We start from the raw sequence: 19,426 nt of genomic DNA on the forward strand, positions 1-19,426 counted from the left end.
CTTGATCCGGGCCCCGGAACCCCTGCGCCGGTTCCGGGGCCCTGCACTGTCCGGCTCCGCCCACCCTCAGGCTGATGCCTCTTCCGTCTGCTGGGCCGCCTTGTCGATGGCCGCCAGCGACTTACGCACCTGATGAGGGTCCGTCGTGTACCAGAAGTCGGGCAGTGATGCCTTCAGATAGCTGCCATAGCGGGCCGTGGCCAGTCGCTGGTCCAGGACGGCCACCACACCGCGGTCCCCGGACGCGCGTACGAGGCGGCCGGCGCCCTGGGCCATGAGCAGGGCCGCGTGGGTGGCGGCGACGGCCATGAAGCCATTGCCTCCCGCGTCCTCGACGGCCTTCTGCCGGGCACTCATCACAGGATCGTCGGGCCGTGGGAAGGGGATCTTGTCCATAACGACCAGCTGACAGCTGGGGCCCGGGACATCGACGCCCTGCCAGAGGGACAGCGTGCCGAAGAGGCAGGTCTTCGGGTCGGCCGCGAAGTTCTTGATCAGCTCGCCGAGTGTCTCCTCCCCCTGCAGCAGGATCGGGAACTCGGGAATGCGGACGCGCAGCTCCTCCGCCGCCAGCTGGGCCGCTCGGAACGACGAGAACAGGCCCAGCGTCCGCCCGCCCGCGGCCCGGATCAGCTCGGTCAGCTCGTCCAGCATGTCGGCGCGGTCGCCGTCACGCGCGGGGCGTGCCAGGTGCTTGGCGACGTACAGGATGCCCTGCTTCGGGTAGTCGAACGGCGAGCCGACGTCGACGCCCTTCCACTGCGGCAGGTCCTCACCCTCTGTGCCCTCGGGAGCCAGGCCCAGCGAAGCTCCCACGCCGTTGAAGTCGCCGCCGAGCTTCAGGGTCGCCGATGTGAGAACCACCGAGCGGTCCGCGAAGAGCTTCTCCCTGAGGAGGCCCGAGACGGACATGGGGGCGACACGCAGGGAAGCTCCGCTGGGTCGATACGCGGCTCCGCCGCGGGGCTCGTGGCGCTCGTACCAGACCACGTCCCACTCGGAGCCGTTGCTGATGCGCTCGGCCACGTCGTGCACGGTCTCCACGGAGGCCAGCGCCTGCTTGCGGACCGCGTCCTCGTCCTGGACGGACCTGTCGCGCGTGCTGCCGATGGCCGAGATCACCGTACGGGCGGCGTCACGCAGCGCCATCAAGGCGTAACCGAGGTCCTCGGGGATCTCGTCCAGACGGCCGGGCAGGGCCAGCTCCATGAGCCGCTCGAAGCCCTCGGCGGCGGTCTGGAGCTGGTCGGCGGCCTTCTCGTTCACGAGCTTCGCGGCGCGGCGCACGGCGCGGTTGACCTGGCCAGGCGTGAGCTCGCCCGTGGCCACGCCCGTCACGCGCGAGACCAACTCGTGCGCTTCGTCGACGATCAGCACCTCGTGCTGCGGGAGGACCGGAGCGCCCTCGATCGCGTCGATCGCGAGCAGCGCGTGGTTGGTGACGACGACCTCGGAGAGCTTGGCGCGTTCGCGCGCCATCCCGGCGAAGCACTCGGCGCCGTACGCGCACTTGGAGGCACCCAGGCACTCACGGGAGGACACGGACACCTGGGACCAGGCCCGGTCGGAGACGCCCGGAGTGAGGTCGTCACGGTCGCCGGTCTCGGTCTCCTGCGACCAGTCCCGCAGCCGGAGCAGGTCCTGGCCCAGCTTGCTGGTGGGCGCGGCCGCCTCGAACTGGTCGAAGAGGCCCTCCTCCTCGTCCTGGGGCACGCCCTCGTGCAGGCGGTGCAGGCACAAGTAGTTCGACCGGCCCTTGAGCATCGCGAACTCGGGGCGGCGGCGCAGCAGGGGGTGCAGCGCCTCGACCGTGCGCGGCAGATCCCGCTCCACGAGCTGGCGTTGCAGAGCCAGGGTGGCCGTCGCCACGATGACCCGCTCCCCGTGCGCGAGTGCGGGCACCAGGTAGCCCAGCGACTTTCCGGTGCCGGTGCCGGCCTGGACCAGCAGGTGTGAGCCGTCGTCGATGGCCTGCTCGACGGCTTGGGCCATGGTCACCTGGCCGGGGCGCTCCGCACCGCCGACGGCGGTGACGGCAGCATGCAGGAGTTCGGGGAGTGAGGGCTTCGTCATAGCGCGACCACCCTACGGCCCGGCGCTGACACGCGGGCGGTCAAGGCGGGGCTGAGGGGGGTGATCAGGACGCGGGCCAGGGGTGGGTTGGCGGGTGGATGCAGCACGGAGTCCTTCGAAGTTCTTCTCGGGTGGGAACCGCTGCGTGGTGAGCGGTGTACCAAGAGTGATGGCGCTACAGCAGATCGCGCAGGGCCCGGTCTCGGACCATGAGGGCGGCTCGCTTGTCGGGCAGGTCGACCTCGGCGGAGAACCGGAAGCCGGCGCTCAGGAACGCGGAGACGGAGGGGGTGTTGCGAAGGTCGGGTTCCGCGATGACGCGTGCGCACGAGGGCCGGTTGTCCAGGACCAGGTCGGCGAAGCCTCGGAGCAGGGCGGAGCCGATACCGCGGCCGCGGTCTGCGACACCGCCGATGACGAGGTGAACGCCGGTGTCGTGCGGGCGGGCGGGGTAGTGGCGGGCCAGGGGGTCGAGATCCGCCCGGTAGACCTCCCAGTAGCTCATCGGGGTGCCGTCCAGCAGACCGAGGCACGGAATGCTGCGTCCGTCTCCGGCGAGCTGGCGGCGCAGGTGTCCCTCGGTCACGGACTGCGGTCCGGCGAGTCTCCAGAAGACGGCCACGGCGGGGTCGTTCATCCAGAGGCTGATCAGCGGAAGGTCCCGCTCGACGCGTACGGGAAGGAGGTGCAGGACGCCTACCGGGGTGGTGACCGGCCCCCAGTCGGCGAGGCGGTCGAGCAGGTCTCCGTCGGGTGGGACGCCATCCGCAGGGCACGCCTCCGCGTCGTCCCCCTCGCCCAGTCTCCCGCCGTGCTTCTCGACTTCCTCGGCCAGGAACTCCAGGAACTCGTCGGGCAGGCGTAGGTCCAGCGTGTCCTCGCTGTCTTGCGCCAGGGCGGATGCCTCGCCCGAACCGATGCCGGCACGGGGACGGGTACCGGTGCCGGTGGTGGTCTCGGCGCGGGCGTCCTCTGCGGGGGCCGGACCAGTGTCGTCGCCACTGTCCGTCCGCACAGCGGTGGCGGCAGTACCGGTGACGGGCTGGTCGGTGGTGTCGGTGTCGGTGCTCGCATCGGTGGGAGGCACGGCGACGCTCCTCTCAGGAGACGGGGTGGGTCATGTTCCTCAGGGATCAGGGATCAGAGATGTGCGGGGAAGGGATACGGGGGTCTCAGGGAAGTCGGATGGTCCGGGTCTGCCCGGCCTTCATGAGCGGAGGGGATTGGCGATGGTGACGTAGACGGACTGGGTGTCCACGGGGCCGACGAGTTCATCGAGGCCGTGCAGCCGGGTCAGCAGGTTCGCCTTGCAGCGCAGGACCGGTGAGTCGAGGAGCAAAGCGGGCAGTGAGGTGCGCAGTCGGGCGGGGCCGGTGGCCGCAGCAGCCAGGAAGCGGCGGAAGGCGGAGAGCAACAGCCCCTCATCGGCGAGGTGTTGGGAGCCGAAGGCGCCGATGAGCCCGAACACGTTGTTGATGGCGAGGTAGTACGCGAAGCGTTCGTCGGTGACCTCGTCGGAGACGAACGTGTCGCTCTGCTCTCCGATGCCGGGCAACCGGGCGTCGAGTTCCGCTCGGCGGGACTCACGGAAGTAGTAGCCCTGGTTGTCACGGTAGCGGCCGCCTCTGGGCCAGCCCTCGGGGTCCAGCAGGAGCAGGGTGTTCTGCTGGTGGGCCTCAAGGGCGATACCGGCCTCACTGTCGAGCCACAGCACGGGGCGCACGACGTGTTCCAGGTAGCGCAGGAACCACTCGGTGGCGACGGCTTGGCGAGGACGTCCGGTGCGGCCGGCGAGGCGAGTGACGATGTCGGTGAGCCTGGATCGCATGACGAAGTCGGGCGTGTCGACGGGCCGACCGCGCTGCTGGTGATCGGTCCCATACGGCTGGACGGACGCGTGCGGTTGGGGACCCGTTGCGTGGGCCCTGACGATCGTGTGGGACCAGTCGGTCGGCCGGTCCGGCTGGGTGGCCGGGTGTGGCCGGTCAGTCAGATGTGGCGTCAGATGTGGGCGGTCGGCCGGGTACGGATCGTCGGATAGGAGGAGTCCGTCAGTCGAGGGGCGTTGGCTCATCGCACACGGCCGAGGGGAGACGAGGCCGGCGATGCAGGTGATGTCGTCCGCTGGGTCGAACGGGTTGTGCCGGATCACCACGTCCAGACCGGGTACGGGGTGGCCGTCCGGTCCGGTGACCGCGAGCCAGGCCGGGTCGCGGACGATGTCGAAGCCGGGGTGGGCGTTCTGCCACTCCCTCGCCAGGCCGGTGCGGAGGAGACGGTGGACCTCCACTCCGCGGTGGAGTTCCTTGCGGAGATTCTCGCGACGGGAGTTGGTGATGCTCAGCCCCAGCGACAGCTTGAGCATGGCGGGGGCGCCGGAACGGTAGACGGTGCGCACGGAGGAGGTGGGGTGCCAAGGAGAGCCGAACCGGCCGAGGTACTGGAGGAGCCCGGTATCCAGCAGGGCCGCGATCTCCGGGCGGTGCAGGATCGCGTGGAGCTGCCAGGGGTGCACGGGCAGGGCGGTATGGCCCGTGGGCAGGGGCAGCCCCGAGCCGGCCAGCCGCGCGGTCAGCTGCTCGGCAGGGACGAGTCGGCCGCGTTCCGTCCACGCCGAGTCGGCCGCCAGGGCGGATGGCGCGACCGCGATCCAGTGCAAGGGGAAGGAGCCGCGCGACTCCGGTGAGTAGAGCCGTGCTTCCGCTTCGGAGAACCCTTCACGACTCTTCGGAGTGGGGTGCAGGGGGTGGCCGAGTACGAGTGACTGTTCGGCGGTGAGGAAGAGATCGGCTGCGTCGGCGGGGTTGCTGCGCCGGTCGCTGAGGAACGCGGCAGTACGGCGGAGTGAGTCGGCGACCCGGCCCACGAGGTCTGCGCTCTCCCGGCCAGAAGGCAGAGAGGCATCTGGTGCCGCGTCATCGGTGCACTCGGCGGCGGCTTCCCTGGCCAGGAGGGCTGCCACTGTCATCGCGTCGGCGGGGGGCGCGGTGTCGGGGGCGTCTGCCAGACGGGCGGGGCCGAACCGGTGCCAGCCCGTGGGGGACCAGTAGTGGACCGGTGCGAGGAGAGCTGTGCCGGTGGCGGGGAGGGGGATGCGGAGCGTGCCGTCGTCGGGGGCGGGGACGTCGTGTTCCCGTGCCCAACAGCGCAGTAGGTTCTCGATGGCTGCGGCTTGGGCTGCGGTGTGTGCGTCGGGGTGGTTCAGAAGGTCGGAGGTGGGGGCGCGCAAGCGTTCGACTTCGTGCGTTCCGTCCATCTGCTCGGGGATCGATTCGGTGCCTCGGGTGTGGGGGCGGGTGCGCCCGGCAGGCAGGGGGGTCGCGGTCAAGGGATCCTCGTGGTGTTTTTCAGGTGCGTACGCGATGTGTTCATCCGAAGGCGGGCCGCCGAACTCGCGTCGTCACGCGGGCGGGTCCGTCGGCACCGCGTCCGTGAGTCGGCCGAGCACGGCGTTGGCCCCTCCGGCACAGGTGAACCCGCCGGCCGGAGTGGGGAGTTGCGTGAGCATGCGGGTGGCCACGTCAAGGAGTGCACAGGTGCGCGCCGCGGACTCGTGCGCCGATTGCCGCCGCAGGATCCCCTCGTGGGCCGCGCGTGCCGCCTCGGTCGCACGCCCCACGGACTCGGTCACAGCCACGACGGTTCCTCCGCTCCCAGAGGCGAGTTGGCCGAGGGCTCCGTGCAACGACAGGCCCCCGCACGTACCAACGACGCGACCCGCGCGGGGAAGCGGGTGCGGTCCGGATCGGCGCGCAGGGAGATCCGAGCCGCCGTGTGAAAGGAGTCGAAGATCCACGCCGTGACGGAACCGTTGTGGTTCTGTCGGATGTCCCCTACAGCGACCACATAGTGTGTGGTGCCGTTCAGTGAACGCCGCGACGAACGCGGCCGGTCGGCGTCGGCGGTTCCGTACCGAGAGGGCGACCATCGGCGGATCCCCCACCAAGCTGCCGGGCGGCGTGCGGAGAGAATGTCGTACGCGAACGTACGCGACCGCTCCGGCGGCACAGAGTTGTCAAGCGCCCCAGGGGGAGTTCAGACCATGCCATCCATACGCCCGTTCCTCACCGCTCGCCGAGTCAGGGGTGGGCGCCGCACATCCTTCCCCACGCTGGCTGCCGTCGGTCTCGCCACGGCTCTCGCGCTGACCGTCACCGCCTGCGGCCCGGGCGACGACGGGGCGAACGCCGACGCGTCCGCGTCCCAGGGATCCTCGGACGGCGACGGCAAGATCCGGATCCCGGACGACATCCAGGACGACATCCGGGACAAGCTCAAAGAGCACGGAATCGACATCGACAAGTGGAAGAAGGGCGCCTGGAAGAACTGGGACAAGGACGACTGGCTGCGCGAGGCCGAGGACTTCGTCAACCCGATCATCAAGGACCTGTGGGACCCGGACCGGATGCGGGAGGCCCAGGAGCCGGAGAAGGAGGTCGACGAGAGCGACCTCTCCGGTGACCAGGGCGTCACCGACCCGACGCCGGCGGCCGTGAGGGCGCGGGCCGTGCCGACGGGCTACCACGACAACGTGCCCGAGGCGGGCAAGGTGTTCTTCGACGGTCCCCAGGGCACGATGGTCTGCTCGGCGACGGTGGTCGAGGACCCGGCCAACCCTGGCAAGTCGAACCTCGTGTGGACCGCGGGCCACTGCGTGCACGCCGGCAAGTCGGGCGGCTGGTACCGCAACATCGCCTTCGTGCCGTCCTACAACGACAGCGGGATGACGGCGACGGAGCTCGCGGGCGCCACCAAGGAGGAGGTCGCTCCGTACGGTGTCTGGTGGGGCGACGGGGCGCGGACCTCGGACCAGTGGATCGAGCAGGGCGGCAGGACGGGCGGTGACGGCGCGTCGTACGACTTCGCGGTCATCCATGTGACACCGGAGGAGGGCGGAAACGGCAAGTCGCTGGAGGAGACAGTCGGTTCGGCGCTCCCGGTGGACTTCAACGCGCCCGCGGTTCCGCAGGTGAAGAGCATTACGGCGACGGGTTACCCGGCGGCGGCGCCGTTCGACGGCGAGACGATGTACCAGTGCACGGACAAGCCGGGCCGGCTCTCGCTGCTGAAGTCCGACCCCACGATGTACCGCATCGGCTGCACGATGACGGGCGGTTCGTCCGGCGGCGGCTGGGTGGCGGCCGGTGCGGACGGCAAGCCCGCGCTCGTCTCCAACACCTCGATCGGCCCGGTGAACGCCGGCTGGCTGGCGGGCCCGCGGCTGGGCGGGGTGGCCAAGGACGTGTACGAAGAGGTGAGCCGGAAGTTCGCCGGTCAGTGACGACTCGGTGACCGGTGACCGCGTGCTGTTCGTCGGGGCCGGCGCCGGGCCGCCCCGACCAACAGCCGTCGACCACGGACGAACGCAAGGCCCGCCCCTCCCACGCGGGGGGGGCGGGCCTTCGCGCGTCGTACGTACCGCGCGTCAGGCGGTGTGCGGAGCGGTGTCAGGCCAGCGGTGCCGGTGCGTACGGTGTCAGCTCCGCCGCCAGTTCCTCGTGGACCCGCGCCTTGAGCAGGGTGCCCTCCGGGGTGTGCTCCTCGGAGATCACCTCGCCCTCGGTGTGGGCGCGGGCGACCAGCTTGCCCAGCGTGTACGGCACGAGTGCCTCGATCTCGACCGAGGGACGGGGCAGCTCGTTGTCGATCAGCGCGAGGAGTTCGTCGATGCCCTGGCCGGTGCGGGCCGACACCGCGATGGCGCGCTTCTCGATCCGCAGCAGCCTCTGAAGCGTCAGCGGGTCGGCCGCGTCCGCCTTGTTGACCACGACGATCTCGGGCACGTCGGTGGCGCCGACGTCCCTGATCACCTCGCGCACGGCGGCCAGCTGCTCCTCCGGTGCCGGGTGCGAACCGTCCACCACGTGCAGGATCAGGTCGGAGTCGCCGACCTCCTCCATTGTGGAACGGAACGCCTCGACCAGGTGATGCGGCAGGTGGCGCACAAAACCGACGGTGTCCGCCAGGGTGTACAGCCGCCCGCCCGGGGTCTCGGCCCGGCGCACGGTCGGGTCGAGGGTCGCGAACAGTGCGTTCTCGACCAGGACGCCCGCGCCTGTGAGTCGGTTGAGCAGCGAGGACTTGCCCGCGTTGGTGTAGCCGGCGATGGCGACCGACGGCACCTTGTGGCGCTTGCGCTCCTTGCGCTTGATCTCGCGGCCGGTCTTCATGTCCGCGATCTCCCGGCGCATCTTCGCCATCTTCTCGCGGATACGGCGCCGGTCCGTCTCGATCTTGGTCTCACCGGGGCCACGGGTGGCGAGGCCGCCGCCCTTGCCGCCGCCCATCTGCCGCGACAGCGACTGACCCCAGCCTCGGAGCCTGGGCAGCATGTACTGCATCTGCGCGAGCGCGACCTGCGCCTTGCCCTCTCGGGACTTGGCGTGCTGGGCGAAGATGTCGAGGATCAGGGCCGTGCGGTCGATGACCTTGACCTTGACGACGTCTTCGAGGTGGATGAGCTGGCCCGGACTGAGCTCACCGTCGCAGATGACGGTGTCGGCTCCCGACTCCAGGACGATGTCCCGCAGCTCGTCGGCCTTGCCGGAGCCGATGTACGTGGCCGCGTCGGGCTTGTCGCGGCGCTGGATCACACCGTCGAGTACCAGCGCGCCCGCGGTCTCCGCGAGGGCTGCCAGCTCGGCCAGCGAGTTCTCCGCGTCCTGTACCGTTCCCGAGGTCCAGACGCCGACGAGGACGACGCGCTCCAGACGGAGCTGGCGGTACTCGACCTCGGTGACGTCTTCGAGTTCGGTGGAGAGGCCCACGACTCGGCGCAGGGCCGCGCGCTCGGAGCGGTCGAACTGGTCGCCGTCCCGGTCTCCGTCGATCTCGTGGCTCCAGGCGACGTCCTCTTCCATCAGGGCATCGGCCCGAAGACCTTCGGTGTAGTTCTGCGCGAGGGCGCGCTGCGCGGCCTGGGAAGGGGAAGAAGAGGAGGTCATTGGATCCTTACGTCGATGGGAAACGATTGCGGCGACGGGCTGTCCACCAATGGCGGCGATGACGGCGATCCGTTACTGACGGCAGTCCCTCCGTCACTGGCACGGATCTTTCGTCACTTGCGACGTACCCGTTTCGTCACTGTGGACAACGTCCGAGTACCCCCGGAGATTCCCGGACCCGTCCCGAGCGGGACCCGCCCCCAGGGGCCGGGCCGCGCCGCCGACGGAGAAGATGGTCGCACGACACGGCTCGTCTCGTCACCCGGGTTATTCCCGTTCCGCCGTCCGCTCGCGTCTGTGGTCATTTCTGTGCGGGCTCGGGCTTCCAGTCCGGGTGGCCCGGCATCGGCGGGGTCTTCTTCCCGTAGAGCCAGGGACGGATGAACCCGCTCAGATCGCGCCCGGCGACACGGGACGCGAGGTCCTCGAAGTCACGCGTGCCGGCGACCCCGTCACGGTGGAGCCGCGCCCAGGAGCGTTCCAGGCTGTCGAAGGCGGGGCGGCCGATCTCCTGGCGGAGGGCGTAGAGGAAGAGCGCGGCACCGTCGTAGACGATGGGGCGGAAGATGCTGATCTTCTGGCCCGGCCTGGGTGCTCTCGGTACCGCCGGCGGGCCTCCGTCGGCGCGCCAGCGGTCGGAGGCGGCGTAGGCCGCCTTCATCCGGGCCTCCAGGGACTTGCCGGCCTTCTCCTGCGCGTACAGGGCCTCGTACCAGGTGGCGTGTCCCTCGTTGAGCCACAGGTCGGACCAGGTGCGCGGGCTGACGCTGTTGCCGAACCACTGGTGGGCCAGTTCGTGCACCATGATGGACTCGACGTACCACTGCGGGTACTCGGAGCGGGTGAAGAGCTCTTTCTCGAAGAGAGAGAGGGTTTGTGTCTCCAGCTCGTAGCCGGTCCGCACGTCCGCGATCAGCACGCCGTACGTCTCGAAGGGGTACGCACCGGCCTTCCGCTCCATCCAGGCGATCTGGGCGGGTGTCTTCCCGAGCCATGGTTCCAGCGTTGTGCGGTCCTTCGTGGGCACCACGTCACGCAGGGGCAGGCCGTGCGGTCCGGTGCGGCGCAGGACCGTGGACCGGCCGATGGAGACCTGGGCGAGTTCGGTCGCCATGGGGTGCTGGGTGCGGTACGTCCAGGTCGTGGCCTTGGGGCCGCGGTGCACGCCCACCGGCACACCGCCGGCCACGGCCGTGTGACCGCGGGGCGCGGTGACCCGGATGGTGAACAGGGCCTTGTCGGAGGGGTGGTCGTTGCACGGGAACACCAGGTGCGCGGCGTCGGCCTGGTTGGCCATCGCAAGGCCGTCCGCGGTGCGCACCCAGCCGCCGTCCTTGCCCTCGGGGTACACGGGGTCACTGGTGTGGCGCACGGTGATCCGCAGCGGACTGCCCCCGGGGAGCGGCGCCCGCGGGGTGAGGACCAGGTCCTCACCCGCGCTGGTGAAGGCGGCGGGCGCGCCGTTGACCTCCACGGACCGCACCGTCCCGTGCGCGAAGTCGAGGTTGACACGCTTCAGGGGTGCGGTCGTCCGGGCGTCGATGGTGGTGACGGCCGAGAGCGGTTCGCGATTCGTGCCGGAGTAGGTGAAGTCGAGGTCGTACGACCGGACGTCGTACCCCGGGTTGCCGAGGTACGGGAACAGGCGGTCGCCCACGCCGAGGGGCACGGCCGGCGAGGGGACGCCTGCGGCGATCAGGCAGACGGAGACGGCGGAGGTGAGCAGCGCCGCCTTGGCGCGACGGGCCCTGGGGCGGGCGGTGAGCAGCATGCACCACCGCTACCAGCGCCGCTGCGCCCCCACGGCGACGACGCGCGGCGGGCGCACTCGAACGGCGGGTCCCTCGGAGCCCGCGCTACTGCGTGGCCGGAGCCTGGTGCTGGGCGCGGCCCACGTCGTACACCCCGGCGACGTTCCGCATCGCGCGCATCAGGGCGGGGAGGTGGGCGGCGTCCGTGAGTTGGAGGGTGTAGGTGTGGCGGACGCGCTGCTGTGCCGGAGGTTCGACGATGGCGGAGACGATCGCGACGCCCTCCAGGGCGATGGCCTCGGTGAGGTCGGCCAGGAGGTGGGGCCGCTGGAACGACTCGGCGACCAGCGTGACACGGCACTCGGTGGTGTCACCCCAGCGCACACCGACCTCCGCGCGCCCCGCGCTCTTCATCCGCTCCACTCCGGCGCACTCCACGCGGTGGACGGTGACCACTCCCCCGCGGACGGCGAAGCCGGTGACCTCGTCGGGTGGTACGGGCGTACAGCAGCCCGCGAGCCGTACGCTCGCGCCGGGCTGGTCCACGGCGACGCTGGAGGAGGCCGAGCGTGCGGCGGAGGCGTCGGCGTCGGGGCGGGCGGACGGTGCGTCGGTGTTCGATCGGGCAGAGAGGTCGTGGAAGGCGGACGCACCCGCGTCGGCGGGCGCCGGATGGGCCGCCAGCCACCGCTGGATGGCGATGCGTGCGCCGGGAGTGCGGGCGTGCTCCAGCCACTCTCGGGAGGGCTCGGAGGCAGGGTCCTGGCCCATGAGGAGCTGGACGGTGTCGCCGTCCTTCAGGACCGTACTCAGCGTCGCCAGACGGCCGTTGACACGGGCGCCGATACAGGCGTGCGCGTCCTCGCCGTACTGGGCGTACGCGGCGTCCACGCAACTCGCGCCCTCGGGAAGCCCCAATGTGCCCCCGTCAGGCCGGAAGACGGTGATCTCGCGGTCCTGGGCGAGGTCCTCGCGCAGCGTGGACCAGAAGATGTCGGTGTCCGGGGCCGCCTCCTGCCAGTCGAGGAGCCGGGAGAGCCAGCCGGGGCGTGTGGGGTCGACGCGCTCGCCGTCACCGCCGGCCGGCCCGGCGTCCGTCTGTACCCCGCCGGACTGTTCCCCTCCGGTCTGTTCCCCGTCTGTCTGCTCCCCGTCTGTCTGCTCCTCCGTAGGAGGAGCGTAGGGATTGCCGAGCGCGATGACTCCGGCCTCGGCGACCTTGTGCATCTGGTGCGTGCGGATGAGGACTTCGGCGACCTCGCCGTCCGCGCGTGCGACAGCCGTGTGCAACGACTGGTAGAGGTTGAACTTCGGTACGGCGATGAAGTCCTTGAACTCCGAGACGACGGGCGTGAGGCAGGTGTGCAGTTCGCCGAGGACCGCGTAGCAGTCGGCGTCCTCGTTGACGAGGACGAGGAGGCGTCCGAAGTCGGCGCCGCGCAGCGGCCCGCGCTTGCGCGAGATGCGGTGCACGGAGACGAAGTGCCGTGGCCGGATGACGACTTCGGCCTGGATTCCGGCCTCGCGCAGCACTCCGCGCACCTCGTCGGCGATCTCGGCGAGCGGGTCGCCGCCGTGCGCCGCGTTGTCGGCGATCAGCTCGCGGGTGTGCTCGTACTCCTCGGGGTGGAGGATCGCGAAGGCCAGGTCCTCCAGTTCGGTCTTGAGTACCTGGACGCCCAGCCGTTCGGCGAGCGGGATCAGCACGTCCCGGGTGACCTTGGCGATGCGCTCCTGTTTCTCGGGGCGCATCACGCCCAGGGTGCGCATGTTGTGCAGTCGGTCGGCGAGTTTGATCGACATCACGCGGACGTCGTTGCCGGTGGCGACGAGCATCTTGCGGAAGGTCTCGGGTTCGGCGGCGGCACCGTAGTCGACCTTCTCCAGCTTGGTGACGCCGTCGACGAGGTAGCGGACCTCCTCGCCGAACTCCTCGCCTACCTGATCCAGCGTCACCTCGGTGTCCTCGACGGTGTCGTGAAGCAGCGAGGCCGTCAAAGTCGTGGTTTCGGCGCCGAGTTCGGCGAGGATCAGGGTCACGGCGAGCGGGTGCGTGATGTAGGGCTCGCCGCTCTTGCGCATCTGGCCCCGGTGCGAGGACTCGGCCAACACATAGGCGCGGCGCAGGGGTTCGAGGTCGGCGTCGGGGTGGTGGGCGCGGTGCGCCTCGGCCACATGGCTGATGGCGTCGGGCACTCGGTCCCGGGCCGTGGGCCCGAGGAGCGCGGCGCGGCCGAGGCGGCGCAGGTCGATGCGGGGGCGGCCCTTCCTGCGGTGTGCCGGTGGCACGGTCTGCTCGTGCGTGCTGCCCCGTTCGTGCGAACTTGAGTGTGGGGAAGGGGGCGTCACAGGGGCGGGCGTGAGAGGGTTCGTGGCCTCCGCACTCATGGGCACCTCCGGCTGCGTGGACCGGCGGACGGATACCCCTTGGCGTACGGCGGCTCGGGGTATGGCGTGGTTCCCCCGTCCGTGCCGGTGCTTGATGCTATCGAGCCCACCAGGTGCGATGGACCGCCTCCCCCCGAGCGTGAAACGGATCACCCATTCGAGCGACGTTTCAGAGGTTTACGGTTTTGAGCCACCCAGCGGGCAGTTGGCCATGGAATCGAACCCGCGCACGCCGCGAAGGGGCGGCATCGAAGCCCCGAGATGCCCGAGTGCCGTGACACCCAGCCTGGCCTCGCCTCAACTCGCCACGTTTTCCAGCCAGTCGGCGTCGATCACTCCCTCGGCGACGATCACCGCGGGTCCCGTCATCTCGATCTCGCCGTCCGGGCGTTCGGTGATGACGAGGGTTCCGCCGGGAACGTCAACGGTGTAGGTCGCCGGAGTGCCCGTCACGGCCGGGTCGGTGCCGTCGCGGCGGGCGGTCGCCACGGCGACGGCGCACGCGCCCGTGCCGCACGAGCGGGTCTCGCCGGAGCCGCGCTCGTGTACGCGCATCGCGACGTGGGCCGGGCCGCGGTCGACCACGAACTCGACGTTGACTCCGTCCGGGTAGACGGAGGCCGGGCTGAACGGCGGCGCGGAGTACAGGTCGCCGGCGTGCGCGAGGTCGTCGACGAAGGCCACGGCGTGCGGGTTGCCCATGTTCACGTTGCGCGCGGGCCAGCTGTGGTCGCCGACGCTCACGGTGACGTCCCCTTCGGGGAGGCGCGCCTTGCCCATGCCGACCGTGACGTCACCGTCCTTGTCGATGTGCACGGTCTTCACGCCTCCGCGCGTGGCGACCGCGAGGTCCCCCTCGGTGACGTGTCCGGCGCGCTGGAGGTAGCGGGCGAAGACCCGTACGCCGTTGCCGCACATCTCCGCGATCGAGCCGTCGCCGTTGCGGTAGTCCATGAACCATTCCGCCTCGGCCGCCATCGCCGTCGCCTCGGGGTGCGCGGCGGACCGTACGACGTGCAACAGACCGTCCCCGCCCAGCCCCGCGCGCCGGTCGCACAGGGCGGCCACGGCGGCCGGGGGCAGGTCGATGGCGTTGTCCGGGTCCGGGATGATCACGAAGTCGTTCTCGGTCCCGTGGCCTTTGAGGAAGGCGATCGGCGTGCTCATTCCTCGATCGTACGGTGTGCGTACGACAGTGAGGTCCCCGCGCGGGTGTCAGCGCAGCCGGGCGACGCGCCACACGGCCAGGGCCACCACCGCGAGCACGATCACCGCGTACCCGAGGACCACCCGCCAGTCGGGGCGGCGTCCGGATCCGCGCTGCGGCAGTCCGGGCCAGGTGGACCCGACGCGGCGGGCCGCCATCATGCCCCAGCCGGCCGCGCAGGAGCAGATCAGCAGGCCGAGCATGGCGACCACGGCACCGCCGTCGCCGAACTCGAAGGCGAGCGGGAAGGCGAACATCAGGGAGCCCAGGGCGGCCAGGGCGACGATGGGGGCGAGCTGCCAGATCCGCAGCCGGCGCTGGGGCCGGAGCTCGACCTCGACCTCGGGTCCGGCGGACAGGTCGTCCGCCTCCGGTCCGTCGTCGGTCACTCCGCCCGGCGACTGCTCGTCCGGGCCGTCCGGGCTCAGGGAGTCCCCGTCCGGGCTCAAGCGGTACCCCTCAAGGGCCTGCTGCTCCCCGTTCTCCGCGGGCTGGTGCTTCGCGGTCTCTGCGTCTTGTGCGGTGTTGCGAGGGCCGGCCTCCATCGCCACGCGCCCTCCCAACTAGGACTTCACTTGGTCGATCGAAGGTCGATGATGGCACGGTCCCGAAGGCCCGGATGACGGCCGGTGCGTCCCGATGCCATGACGTGATCAGGCTGTAACCGGTCGTTCGACGAACGACAGGGCGAGCTCCGGAAGTTCCGCGTGATCGGCGACGCCCCCGTTAAGCCAATGCACACGGGGGTCCCGCCTGAACCATGAATCCTGGCGGCGCGCGAAGCGTTTCGTGGCACGCACGGTCTCGGCGCGCGCCTCCTCCTCGGAGCACTCACCGGCGAGCGCCGCGAGAACCTGCTGGTAGCCGAGCGCGCGCGAGGCCGTGCGCCCCTCGCGCAGCCCTTGCGCCGTGAGCGAGCGCACTTCGTCGACGAGTCCGGCGTCCCACATGCGGTCGACCCGGCGGGCGATGCGCTCGTCGAGTTCGGGGCGGGGCACGTCGACACCGATCTGGACCGTGTCGTAGACGGAGTCGTGGCCCGGGAGGTTGGCGGTGAAGGGCTTGCCGGTGATCTCGATGACCTCAAGGGCGCGGACGATGCGGCGACCGTTGCTGGGCAGGATCGCCTGGGCCGCCTCGGGGTCGGCGGCCGCCAGGCGGGCGTGCAGGGCGCCGGAGCCGCGCAGGGTGAGTTCCTCCTCCAGGCGGGCGCGGACCTCGGGGTCGGTGCCGGGGAACTCCAGGTTGTCGACGGCGCCACGGACGTACAGCCCGGAGCCGCCCACCAGGATGGGCCAGCGGCCCTCGGCGAGCAGGGCGTCGATGCGCGCGCGGGCGAGCCGCTGGTACTCGGCGACGCTGGCCGTGACCGTCACGTCCCAGATGTCCAGGAGGTGGTGGGGGACCCCGCCGCGCTCCTCGCGTGTCAGTTTGGCGGTGCCGATGTCCATCCCCCGGTAGAGCTGCATCGAGTCGGCGTTGACGATCTCGCCGCCGAGGCGCTGGGCGAGGAAGACGCCGAGATCGGACTTTCCGGCAGCGGTGGGTCCGACGACGGCGATGACACGGGGGGCGGCGGGTGTGGTGCTCACCGCCCCAGTCTCGCAAACCCCCGGGGCCGCCCTCGAACGAGTTACGTGACGGCGCCGGGGCGGGGTCGTTCCCTGTTGCGAGGTTCGGACCGCCGGATGTGAGTACCGGTGACCCGGGCGACGCAACAGGACGCACCGGGCGACGCGGGATTTCGCCCGCACGAGTAACGTTGGAGTGGATATGGGCGTTTTTGCGCGACTTTTTCGGAAGGCGAAGGCAACGGAGGAGGCGTCAACCGCCGAGGCGCAGGCCGATGCGCCAGCGGCCGAGTCCGAGGCACAAGGGACGGACGAGGGGAAGCGGCCGAAGAGGAAGATCGCGCCGGAGGGGCCCGGTGCGGGCGACGACGTGGAGATCCCGAAGCAGCAGACCGCCGAGCAGGCCGCCGACAACGGGGCCGGCGAGAGCGCCGCACATGACTGTTGTCCCGCGGGAAGGTGAACCATGAGTCTTCTGCATAACGTGAAGTCCAAACTCGCCCCGGCCAAGGAAAAGGTCTCGCACCTCGCGCAGAAGCACGAGGACAAGATCGACAAGTTCGAGCGCGGTCTCGACAAGCTCGCGAACGCGGTCGACAAGAAGACCAAGGGCAAGTACAGCGACCGGATCCACTCGGGCACGGGCAAGGCGAAGGACGCCATGGACCGACTCGCGCACAAGGACAGCGGCATCTCCGCGCCCCCGCCGGACGCGCCGCCACCGCCACCGCCACCGGCTTCCTGAGCGACACGACACGGCACAACAGCCGCGGAGGCTCCGCGGCTGTTGTGCCGTGTCGGGCGCTGTGCCTACGACCAGGCCGCCACCAGGTAGCCCACCCCGTACGGTGCCTCGTCGTAGAGGAGCGAGCCCGACAGGGCCGTGTGCTCGGCCGCTCCGGCGAGGATCTGCCAGGGGGCGCGGCCGGAGGCCTTGAGTTCGTGGGCCAGGGCGCTGTCCAGGGCCTTGAGGGCCGGGACGTCCGCCGAGCCGAGCGCGCGGGCGACCTCGGCGTCGAAGCCGGCGGCGCGCTCGTCGAGGTAACCGGGTGCCTTGAGGGTGCGGCACGCGCTGGCGTCGCCCATGACGAGCAGGGCCACCCGCTGGTCGGGCGCCACGAGCTCCTGCCCGGCGCGGACGCAGTGCTCGGCCTCCAGTAGGTCCCCCACGCCGAGGCCCTCCACGGGCACGTCGGGCCGGTCCGTGTGCCCCAGCAGCCAGGCGGCCACGGCCAGTGAGGGCGGAAGCCCGCGCCCCGGAGCCGTGGGATCCAGGTCCGGGGCCGTGGGGTCCGGTCTGCCGCGTCCCAGGCGTACGTCGACGTCCACGCCGAAGCCGCGGAACGAGCCCGGCGTACCCTCCGCGTACCGTCCCTGCCCGGTCTCGTCGGCCGGGCCGACGACCACCAGCCGGTCGGGGCGTGCCGCGGCGAGGACCCCGAGCGCGTCCGCGCACGCGGCCCGCGCGGCGTCCAGTTCTGGCGCCGCACCCGCGGCGACCTCGGGCACGAGCAGCGGCGGACAGGGGCAGACGGCGGCGGCGACAAGCATGACCGGCAGGGTAACCCGGCAGAACGGCGGCGTGTCAGTCCTCGATCAGCACGTCAGTGAGGTCGATGACCGTGAGGACGAGCACCACGAGTTTGCCGTCACTGATCACGTACTCGATGAACAGGTTGCGCGAGAGGGCGATCTCTCGCGTGGTCTCGTCGCCGCGGACGGGGTGGGAGAGCTTGTGCCGCGGGTCGGTCACCAGGATGGCCAGGCCACGCTCCAGCACGTCACGCCGGTCGGCGGGCAGGCTGTCGCGCACTTCGGCGGCTTCTTCGGTGAACGCGACTCGGTACGGCAACATGGGGTGCTCCTTTCCGCCCGTAGTGTGCCAGGCCCTCAGTCGCGGCCGCAGCCGCCCGTCGCCACCGGCAGCGGCTCCGGCGCCCCGACCTTCGGCAGCCCCAGCATCACGCCCGCCGGCCCGGCCGCCTCAGCCGCCCTTTCGACGTTGCGCTTCTCCCAGGCGTCGCCCGCACGCGTACGGCGCACGTCCAGGACGGCGCCCTCGGCGAGGAGGTGGTGCGGGGCCGCGTACGTGATCTCGACCGTGACCACGTCTCCGGGGCGGACCTCCTGGCCGGGCTTGGTGAAGTGCACCAGACGGTTGTCGGGGGCACGGCCGGAGAGGCGCTGGGTGGCGCCGTCCTTGCGCCCCTCGCCCTCGGCGACCATCAGCTCCAGGGTGCGGCCGACCTGCTTCTTGTTCTCCTCCCAGGAGATCTCCTCCTGGAGGGCGACGAGACGCTCGTAGCGCGCCTGGACGACCTCCTTGGGGATCTGGTCGTCCATGGTGGCCGCGGGGGTGCCGGGGCGCTTGGAGTACTGGAAGGTGAAGGCCTGTGCGAAGCGCGCCTCCCGCACCACGTGGAGGGTCTGCTCGAAGTCCTCCTCGGTCTCTCCGGGGAAGCCGACGATGATGTCGGTGGTGATCGCCGCGTGCGGGATGGCCTCCCGCACCTTGCGGATGATGCCCAGGTAGCGCTCCTGGCGGTAGGAGCGGCGCATCGCCTTGAGGACCGGGTCCGAGCCGGACTGGAGCGGCATGTGCAGCTGCGGCATCACGTTCGGCGTCTCTGCCATGGCAGCGATCACGTCGTCGGTGAAGTCACGCGGGTGCGGGGAGGTGAAGCGGACGCGCTCCAGGCCCTCGATGCCGCCGCACGCCCGCAGCAGCTTGCTGAAGGCCTCGCGGTCACCGATGTCGGAGCCGTACGCGTTGACGTTCTGCCCGAGCAGCGTGATCTCGGAAACGCCCTCGGCGACCAGGGCCTCGATCTCGGCGAGGATGTCGCCGGTCCGGCGGTCCTTCTCCTTGCCGCGCAGGGCCGGGACGATGCAGAAGGTGCAGGTGTTGTTGCAGCCGACGGAGATGGAGACCCAGGCCGCGTAGGCGCTCTCGCGGCGGGTCGGCAGCGTGGAGGGGAACGCCTCCAGCGACTCGGCGATCTCGACCTGCGCCTCCTCCTGGACGCGGGCGCGCTCCAGCAGGACGGGCAGCTTGCCGATGTTGTGCGTGCCGAAGACGACGTCCACCCAGGGCGCCTTCTTCACGATGGTGTCGCGGTCCTTCTGCGCCAGACAGCCGCCGACGGCGATCTGCATGCCGGGGCGGCCGGCCTTCTTCGGGGCGAGGCGGCCGAGGTTGCCGTACAGCCTGTTGTCGGCGTTCTCGCGGACGGCGCAGGTGTTGAAGACGACGACGTCCGCGTCGCCGTCCGAGCCCTCGGGTGCGCGTACGTAGCCGGCGTCCTCCAGGAGGCCGGACAAACGCTCGGAGTCGTGGACGTTCATCTGGCACCCGTAGGTTCGGATTTCGTAACTCTTGGATCCTTGAACGTCCACTGCCGGGCTCCGGTCGCTGCTGCTGGTCATGGGCCAAGGGTAGGCGCTGTCCCGGAAGCCCTGCCCCCACGCATCCAGAGGCAAGCGTCCCGAGGC

At 70.7% G+C, this 19,426-nt stretch carries 15 protein-coding genes; 2 read left to right on the forward strand and 13 right to left on the reverse strand.

Annotation, left to right across the window (positions count from 1 at the left end):
* Nucleotides 1-66: 66 nt before the first annotated feature.
* From IE262_RS28165 to IE262_RS28180, 4 genes are all read right to left on the reverse strand, one after another.
* Nucleotides 67-2,073, reverse strand: a complete 2,007-nt coding sequence (locus IE262_RS28165; RefSeq protein WP_189877620.1) for an ATP-dependent DNA helicase — start codon at nucleotides 2,071-2,073, stop codon at nucleotides 67-69.
* A 175-nt stretch (nucleotides 2,074-2,248) separates the two neighbouring features.
* Nucleotides 2,249-3,160, reverse strand: coding sequence for a GNAT family N-acetyltransferase (locus IE262_RS28170; protein WP_189877622.1), 912 nt, complete (start codon nucleotides 3,158-3,160; stop codon nucleotides 2,249-2,251).
* Nucleotides 3,161-3,280: 120 nt separating this feature from the next.
* Nucleotides 3,281-5,401, reverse strand: a complete 2,121-nt coding sequence (locus IE262_RS28175) for an IucA/IucC family protein (protein ID WP_373305157.1) — start codon at nucleotides 5,399-5,401, stop codon at nucleotides 3,281-3,283.
* Between the two features lie 72 nt (nucleotides 5,402-5,473).
* On the reverse strand, nucleotides 5,474-5,710 hold the full coding sequence (locus IE262_RS28180) for a hypothetical protein (protein WP_189877735.1): 237 nt from the start codon (nucleotides 5,708-5,710) through the stop codon (nucleotides 5,474-5,476).
* Nucleotides 5,711-6,115: 405 nt separating this feature from the next.
* On the opposite strand from IE262_RS28180, the gene IE262_RS28185 reads away from it, so the two are divergent.
* A complete protein-coding gene (locus IE262_RS28185) occupies nucleotides 6,116-7,354 on the forward strand; it encodes a trypsin-like serine peptidase (RefSeq protein ID WP_189877623.1) in 1,239 nt (412 codons plus the stop codon).
* A gap of 166 nt (nucleotides 7,355-7,520) precedes the next feature.
* Here IE262_RS28185 and hflX read toward each other — a convergent pair whose 3' ends face one another.
* From hflX to miaA, 6 genes are all read right to left on the reverse strand, one after another.
* The gene (gene hflX, locus IE262_RS28190) at nucleotides 7,521-9,017 is read right to left on the reverse strand and encodes a GTPase HflX (RefSeq protein ID WP_134041178.1); all 1,497 of its coding nucleotides are present in this window, start codon (nucleotides 9,015-9,017) and stop codon (nucleotides 7,521-7,523) included.
* 301 nt (nucleotides 9,018-9,318) lie between these two features.
* Nucleotides 9,319-10,788: a M1 family metallopeptidase gene (locus tag IE262_RS28195; RefSeq protein WP_189877625.1), complete on the reverse strand. Its 1,470-nt coding sequence runs from the start codon at nucleotides 10,786-10,788 to the stop codon at nucleotides 9,319-9,321.
* Between the two features lie 85 nt (nucleotides 10,789-10,873).
* Entirely contained in the window at nucleotides 10,874-13,156 is a 2,283-nt protein-coding gene (locus IE262_RS28200; protein ID WP_189877627.1) for a RelA/SpoT family protein, read from the reverse strand.
* A gap of 297 nt (nucleotides 13,157-13,453) precedes the next feature.
* The gene (dapF, locus tag IE262_RS28205) at nucleotides 13,454-14,323 is read right to left on the reverse strand and encodes a diaminopimelate epimerase (protein WP_189877629.1); all 870 of its coding nucleotides are present in this window, start codon (nucleotides 14,321-14,323) and stop codon (nucleotides 13,454-13,456) included.
* A gap of 48 nt (nucleotides 14,324-14,371) precedes the next feature.
* Nucleotides 14,372-14,908 (reverse strand): hypothetical protein, encoded by a 537-nt coding sequence (locus IE262_RS28210; protein ID WP_189877710.1) that lies wholly within the window; start codon nucleotides 14,906-14,908, stop codon nucleotides 14,372-14,374.
* A gap of 108 nt (nucleotides 14,909-15,016) precedes the next feature.
* Nucleotides 15,017-15,955 (reverse strand): tRNA (adenosine(37)-N6)-dimethylallyltransferase MiaA, encoded by a 939-nt coding sequence (miaA, locus tag IE262_RS28215; protein ID WP_189877631.1) that lies wholly within the window; start codon nucleotides 15,953-15,955, stop codon nucleotides 15,017-15,019.
* 445 nt (nucleotides 15,956-16,400) lie between these two features.
* Here miaA and IE262_RS28220 point away from each other — a divergent pair, with 445 nt between their 5' ends.
* A complete protein-coding gene (locus IE262_RS28220) occupies nucleotides 16,401-16,679 on the forward strand; it encodes an antitoxin (RefSeq protein ID WP_134041190.1) in 279 nt (92 codons plus the stop codon).
* A gap of 65 nt (nucleotides 16,680-16,744) precedes the next feature.
* On the opposite strand, the gene IE262_RS28225 is transcribed toward IE262_RS28220, so the two are convergent.
* The 3 genes from IE262_RS28225 to miaB are packed head-to-tail and all read right to left on the reverse strand — an operon-like array spanning nucleotide 16,745 to nucleotide 19,360.
* Nucleotides 16,745-17,485, reverse strand: coding sequence for a class III extradiol dioxygenase subunit B-like domain-containing protein (locus IE262_RS28225; RefSeq protein WP_189877633.1), 741 nt, complete (start codon nucleotides 17,483-17,485; stop codon nucleotides 16,745-16,747).
* A 34-nt stretch (nucleotides 17,486-17,519) separates the two neighbouring features.
* On the reverse strand, nucleotides 17,520-17,789 hold the full coding sequence (locus IE262_RS28230; protein ID WP_134041194.1) for a hypothetical protein: 270 nt from the start codon (nucleotides 17,787-17,789) through the stop codon (nucleotides 17,520-17,522).
* Between the two features lie 35 nt (nucleotides 17,790-17,824).
* Complete coding sequence (gene miaB, locus IE262_RS28235) at nucleotides 17,825-19,360, reverse strand: tRNA (N6-isopentenyl adenosine(37)-C2)-methylthiotransferase MiaB (RefSeq protein WP_189877635.1); 1,536 nt, start codon at nucleotides 19,358-19,360, stop codon at nucleotides 17,825-17,827.
* Nucleotides 19,361-19,426 lie beyond the last annotated feature (66 nt).

It is taken from the genome of Streptomyces bluensis (genome assembly GCF_014650715.1).
Taxonomy (GTDB): Bacteria; Actinomycetota; Actinomycetes; order Streptomycetales; family Streptomycetaceae; genus Streptomyces; species Streptomyces bluensis.

What these genes read in the sequence shown, in the direction of transcription:
- dapF (WP_189877629.1), bottom strand. Translation starts at nt 14,323, where the DNA reads ATGAGCACGCCGATCGCCTTCCTCAAAGGCCACGGGACCGAGAACGAC.
- miaB (WP_189877635.1), bottom strand. Translation starts at nt 19,360, where the DNA reads ATGACCAGCAGCAGCGACCGGAGCCCGGCAGTGGACGTTCAAGGATCC.
- IE262_RS28210 (WP_189877710.1), bottom strand. Translation starts at nt 14,908, where the DNA reads ATGGAGGCCGGCCCTCGCAACACCGCACAAGACGCAGAGACCGCGAAG.
- IE262_RS28165 (WP_189877620.1), bottom strand. Translation starts at nt 2,073, where the DNA reads ATGACGAAGCCCTCACTCCCCGAACTCCTGCATGCTGCCGTCACCGCC.
- IE262_RS28220 (WP_134041190.1), top strand. Translation starts at nt 16,401, where the DNA reads ATGAGTCTTCTGCATAACGTGAAGTCCAAACTCGCCCCGGCCAAGGAA.
- IE262_RS28230 (WP_134041194.1), bottom strand. Translation starts at nt 17,789, where the DNA reads ATGTTGCCGTACCGAGTCGCGTTCACCGAAGAAGCCGCCGAAGTGCGC.
- IE262_RS28195 (WP_189877625.1), bottom strand. Translation starts at nt 10,788, where the DNA reads ATGCTGCTCACCGCCCGCCCCAGGGCCCGTCGCGCCAAGGCGGCGCTG.
- IE262_RS28200 (WP_189877627.1), bottom strand. Translation starts at nt 13,156, where the DNA reads ATGAGTGCGGAGGCCACGAACCCTCTCACGCCCGCCCCTGTGACGCCC.
- hflX (WP_134041178.1), bottom strand. Translation starts at nt 9,017, where the DNA reads ATGACCTCCTCTTCTTCCCCTTCCCAGGCCGCGCAGCGCGCCCTCGCG.
- IE262_RS28185 (WP_189877623.1), top strand. Translation starts at nt 6,116, where the DNA reads ATGCCATCCATACGCCCGTTCCTCACCGCTCGCCGAGTCAGGGGTGGG.
- IE262_RS28225 (WP_189877633.1), bottom strand. Translation starts at nt 17,485, where the DNA reads ATGCTTGTCGCCGCCGCCGTCTGCCCCTGTCCGCCGCTGCTCGTGCCC.